The organism is Cellulosimicrobium cellulans (genome assembly GCF_001722485.1).
Taxonomy (GTDB): Bacteria; Actinomycetota; Actinomycetes; order Actinomycetales; family Cellulomonadaceae; genus Cellulosimicrobium; species Cellulosimicrobium cellulans_A.
The window spans coordinates 1-3,467 of record NZ_LWGL01000237.1 but is presented as its reverse complement, the minus strand read 5'-3'; the positions used below and the strand labels follow the sequence as shown (position 1 = coordinate 3,467).

At 73.6% G+C, this 3,467-nt stretch carries 3 protein-coding genes and 2 pseudogenes; 2 read left to right on the top strand and 3 right to left on the bottom strand.

All coding sequences use genetic code 11. The annotated features are described in order from the left end of the window. Positions 1 to 136: pseudogene (locus JZ5iCDA_RS18080) on the top strand (50S ribosomal protein L2); the annotation flags it as partial. Between the two features lie 422 nt (positions 137 to 558). Here JZ5iCDA_RS18080 and JZ5iCDA_RS16285 read toward each other — a convergent pair. Further along, complete coding sequence (locus JZ5iCDA_RS16285) at positions 559 to 1,107, bottom strand: acyl-CoA thioesterase (RefSeq protein ID WP_069388085.1); 549 nt, start codon at positions 1,105 to 1,107, stop codon at positions 559 to 561. A 65-nt stretch (positions 1,108 to 1,172) separates the two neighbouring features. Between JZ5iCDA_RS16285 and JZ5iCDA_RS16280 the strand changes: the two genes are divergently transcribed. Continuing rightward, the gene (locus tag JZ5iCDA_RS16280; RefSeq protein WP_253182130.1) at positions 1,173 to 1,547 is read left to right on the top strand and encodes a DUF3817 domain-containing protein; all 375 of its coding nucleotides are present in this window, start codon (positions 1,173 to 1,175) and stop codon (positions 1,545 to 1,547) included. Between the two features lie 51 nt (positions 1,548 to 1,598). Here JZ5iCDA_RS16280 and JZ5iCDA_RS16275 read toward each other — a convergent pair whose 3' ends face one another. Both JZ5iCDA_RS16275 and nadA read right to left on the bottom strand, forming a co-directional pair. After that, positions 1,599 to 2,198 carry a DJ-1/PfpI family protein gene (locus JZ5iCDA_RS16275; protein WP_069388084.1) on the bottom strand — a complete coding sequence of 200 codons (600 nt, stop codon included), beginning with the start codon at positions 2,196 to 2,198 and terminating at the stop codon, positions 1,599 to 1,601. Positions 2,199 to 2,271: 73 nt separating this feature from the next. Beyond that, positions 2,272 to 3,339 (bottom strand): annotated as a pseudogene (nadA, locus tag JZ5iCDA_RS16270) (quinolinate synthase NadA); the annotation flags it as partial. Positions 3,340 to 3,467: the final 128 nt, after the last annotated feature.

The window sequence follows — 3,467 nt, the reverse complement described above, 5'->3', positions numbered from 1 at the left end:
TCTCTGGTCCGCCCGCTCTCCAAGAGCGGTGGCCGCAACAGCTCCGGCCGCATCACCACCCGCCACAAGGGTGGTGGCCACAAGCGCGCGTACCGCGTCATCGACTTCCGTCGCCACGACAAGGACGCTGAACCCCGTGGTGCCGCCGGCGTTCGCGCGCCGCCGCGGCCGCGTGATCCGCGGGACGCCGGTGAGCGGCAGGCGACCGTACCGTGCGCGCAGCCCGGCGGCGAACGCCTCGAAGACCGGCCCGGTGTCGTCGACGAGCGCGATGCACGTGCTGTAGCTGTCCTCGGGGGGCACGCCGGCGAGGCCGAAGTAGTGCAGCTCGAACCCGCCGCGCCGCAGCGCCACGTACGGGTTGGGGCGGAGCTGGCGGTAGGTGACCTCGAGCCCGAGCGCGACCCAGAACTCGCCCATGACGTCGACGTCCGGGCAGGGCAGCGCGGGCACCATCGTGGCGTCGAACGCGTCGCGGGGCACGCGCCCATCGAACCACCACGGAGCCCCGGGCGTCCTGCTCAGCGGTAGGGCGCGTGCGCGAGGTCGAGGCGGGGTCTACCGGTCCGCGGCGGGTGCTGTCCGGTGCGCGACGTCGAGGGCCCGGGACCAGGACGCGACGTCCTCGGGGAGCTCGGGCGACGTGACGTCGCCCCCGAGCAGCCCGACCACGTCGGGTGCGGGCACGCGCTCGCCGGAGCCGCGCGCGAGGAAGCGGCCGGCGACGAGCCCCCGCGCGCACAGGTCGCCGCGGCGCGTGAACACCTGCTCGAGGTACACGACACGCTCGTCCCACCCGAGCACGCGCGTGGCGATCTCGAACCGGTCCCACAGCTGCAGGGAGCGGCGGTACTTCATGGTCGACGCCGCGACGACCGGGTACCAGCCCCTGTCCTGCAGCAGCGGGAACGCGCCGAGGTCCGCGATGAAGTTGCTGCGCGCGATGTCCATCATCTGCAGGTACACGCCGTTGTTCACGTGCAGGTAGAAGTCCAGGTCGCCCGGGCGCACGCGCATGCGTGTGACGGACACGTCGAGCAGGGCACGGCCGGGGACGGCCTTGCGCGGCATCGTGCTGGCGACGAGGAGCTGGAGCTGTCGGGTCACCGTCGCAGGGTACTGTCCCGCACCGGCGGTATCAGGTATCAGGGTGCTGTGCGAGGATGCGCCCCGTGACGACGACGAGCCCCGCCCCTCGCCCCACCGCCGCCGACCCCGTCCGCGACGTGCCGGCCCGGCACCCGTGGGTCGTGCGCGCCTTCCGCGCCGTCGCCGTCGCCGAGGCGTTCTCCTGGGCCGGCCTCCTCGTCGGGATGTACCTCAAGTGGGTCGCCGGGACGACCGAGCGGGGCGTCGAGATCTTCGGGCCCGTGCACGGCGGGCTCGTGCTCGTCTACGTCGCGCTCGCCGTGCTCGTCGCCGTGCGGGTGCGCTGGTCGCTGTGGACCGGGTTCCTCGCGCTCGCGGCGACCGTCCCGCCCTTCTGCACCGTCGTGTTCGACGTGTGGGCGCACCGCTCCGGCCGCTACGCCGCCCGGGTGCGCTGAGCCGACAGGTCCCGGTCCGGTCCTCGGCCGGGGGAGCGGCGGCATCGCCCGTCAGACCGGCGGTGCGGGGTCGTACTGGAGCTGGCGCCGCACCGCGCGCGCGACGTCGTCGCCCTCGAGCCGCGCGACGAGGTGCAGCGCCATGTCGATCCCGGCCGAGATGCCGGCGGACGTCACGACGTCGCCGTCGTCGACGAACCGCGCCTCCGTGTCGAGCACGACGCTCGGGTCGATCTCGGCGAGCTCGTCGTAGTGCGCCCAGTGCGTCGTCGCCGGACGGCCGGCGAGCAGGCCGGCCGCGGCGAGGACGAGCGAGCCCGTGCACACGCTCGCCACGACGGGCGTCCGCGCCCGCAGCCCCCGCAGCCACGCGAGGTGCGCCCGGTCGGCGACCAGCGCCCGCGCCCCCCGGCCGCCGGGATGGACCAGCACGTGGAGGGGCCCGACGTCGTCGGCGGAGCGGTCGGGGACGAGCCGCAGCCCGTTCGCGAGGCGCACACCGGCGCCGTCCCGCGAGAACGTGGAGACGCGGGGACTGAGCGCGGAGAGCTCCGCCCAGGCGGTGAGCACCTCGAACGGGCCGGCGACGTCGAGCTCCTCCGCGTCGTCGAACACGAGGACGCCCACGCTCATGCCGTTGCCGGTGCTCATGACACCACCTCCGCGTGCCGCCCCGTCCCGGCGGCCCCGTCGCCGCCGGGCGCGGTCGCCCGACGCGTCGCCGTCAGACCCCCGGGAGGGCGAGCATCTGGTCGAGCGCGACGCGCGCCCAGTGCGCGTCGTCCGCGTCCACGACGATCCGGTTCACCACGCGGCCCGCGACGAGCGACTCCATCGCCCACACGAGGTGCGGCAGGTCGATCCGGTTCATCGTCGAGCAGAAGCACACCGTCGAGTCGAGGTAGTGCACCTGCTTGTCCGCGTGCGCGCGCGCCACGCGGCGCACGAGGTTGAGCTCGGTGCCGATCGCCCAGGACGACCCGGGCTCGGCGGCCTCGAGCGTCCTGATGATGTACTCCGTCGACCCGACGAAGTCGGCCGCGGTGACCACCTCGTGCTTGCACTCGGGGTGCACGAGGACATTGACGTCCGGCACCGCCGCACGGATGTCGTCGACGTTCTTCGCCGAGAACCGCCCGTGCACGGAGCAGTGGCCCCGCCACAGGATCATGCGCGCGTCGCGCAGCTCGGCGTCCGTGAGGCCGCCGTTCGGCTTGCGCGGGTCGAACACGACGCAGTCGTCGAGGGACATCGCGAGCTTGAGGACCGCCGTGTTGCGGCCGAGGTGCTGGTCGGGCAGGAAGAGCACCTTGCCGGTGCCGTCGATCCCGCCGACCTGGTCGAACGCCCAGCGCAGGGCGACCTCGGCGTTCGAGGAGGTGCACACCGTGCCGCCGTGCCGCCCCGTGAAGGCCTTGATCGCGGCCGAGGAGTTCATGTAGGTCACGGGGATCGTCGAGTCGGCGATCCCGACCTCCTCGAGCACGTCCCACGCGTCCTCGACCTGGTCGATCGCCGCCATGTCGGCCATCGAGCAGCCGGCCGCGAGGTCCGGCAGGACGACCTGCTGCGCGTCGGACGTGAGGATGTCCGCGCTCTCGGCCATGAAGTGCACGCCGCAGAACAGGATGAATTCCGCCTCGGGGCGGGCGGCCGCCTCGCGCGCGAGCTTGAACGAGTCGCCGGTGACATCGGCGAAGTCGATGACCTCGTCGCGCTGGTAGTGGTGACCGAGGACGAACGCGCGCTCGCCCAGGGCCGCGCGCGCCGCGCGCGCCCGCTCGACGAGGTCGCCTGGAACACCGTCGCGATCCCCAGCTGGTTCGCCGCCGACGGCGAGCCGATCGTCACGGGGACGCCGTCGATCTCGACGAGCCCCGCGTCGGGGGTCAGCACGCCCGCGACGATCTTCGCCACCGT

Bases quoted from the DNA above. Each gene is read 5' to 3' on its own strand.
- JZ5iCDA_RS16275 (WP_069388084.1), bottom strand. From the start codon at position 2,198: ATGAGCACCGGCAACGGCATGAGCGTGGGCGTCCTCGTGTTCGACGAC.